The organism is Paenibacillus sp. A3, from assembly GCF_001399685.1.
Classification (GTDB): Bacteria; Bacillota; Bacilli; order Paenibacillales; family NBRC-103111; genus Paenibacillus_G.
Window position 1 is genome coordinate 1 of record NZ_JTHN01000368.1, and the last position, 726, is coordinate 726.

General features: G+C 54.8%; 1 protein-coding gene. It reads right to left on the bottom strand.

Going from position 1 to position 726, the window contains the following annotated elements:
- Window positions 1-326 precede the first annotated feature (326 nt).
- Window positions 327-644, bottom strand: coding sequence for a hypothetical protein (locus tag QJ48_RS34685; RefSeq protein WP_054977800.1), 318 nt, complete (start codon window positions 642-644; stop codon window positions 327-329).
- Window positions 645-726 lie beyond the last annotated feature (82 nt).

Below are 726 nucleotides of genomic sequence, written 5' to 3' on the forward strand. Positions count from 1 at the left end.
GTGACCGAAACGCCTGCCATGCGGGCAATTTCTTTTATGTTTGCCATAACCGTCCGCCTCCTCGCCTCATTAGCTGTATTGTAACACATCGCTTTTCATAGAAAAAAACGCTTGCTATGAAATGCATTCCATACGTTACACTCGGTTCAAGGGATCGTTTCTACCGGCGTGACGGCTTTTGCAGGCGTAACGGTAGCATCCCGATAACCGGCCTCGAATTGCTCCAAGTTCCATAACATACAAAAAAGCACAAGCTCTGCCGAATTTAATCGGCGGGCCTGTGCTTTTTTCGCTTAAATGCTTGGAGCGGCGCAACCTGCGTCCGGTCAGCGGATTTGCTTCGGCTGCTCGGTGTTCGATGCGACCACATCCAAGCTTTGCTGCGCCTGTTCCAACTGGTCCTGCACCTGCACGAGCTCTTGTCCGTGATGCTCGTGGTCCTGCGCCGACATCTGGCTCTGCGCCTTCGCCAGCGCCTGATGCGCCGATTCCAGCTGCGCAAGCGCAGAGGACAGCTTGTGCGGGTCGGACTGAAGCTGCGCGTGGCGGACGGCCATTTCGGCGTCCTTGGCCACCTGGATCGCTTTCTCCGCGTTGTCGATCACATGCCGGATCGGCATTTGATGCTGGTTGACCTGTGTCATGTTCGGCATCTTCCTCTCAATCATGCTGGATGTGCACACGGTTCAACCTTTAAGATGCGCGAAAAGCTCCGGCTTCATTCCT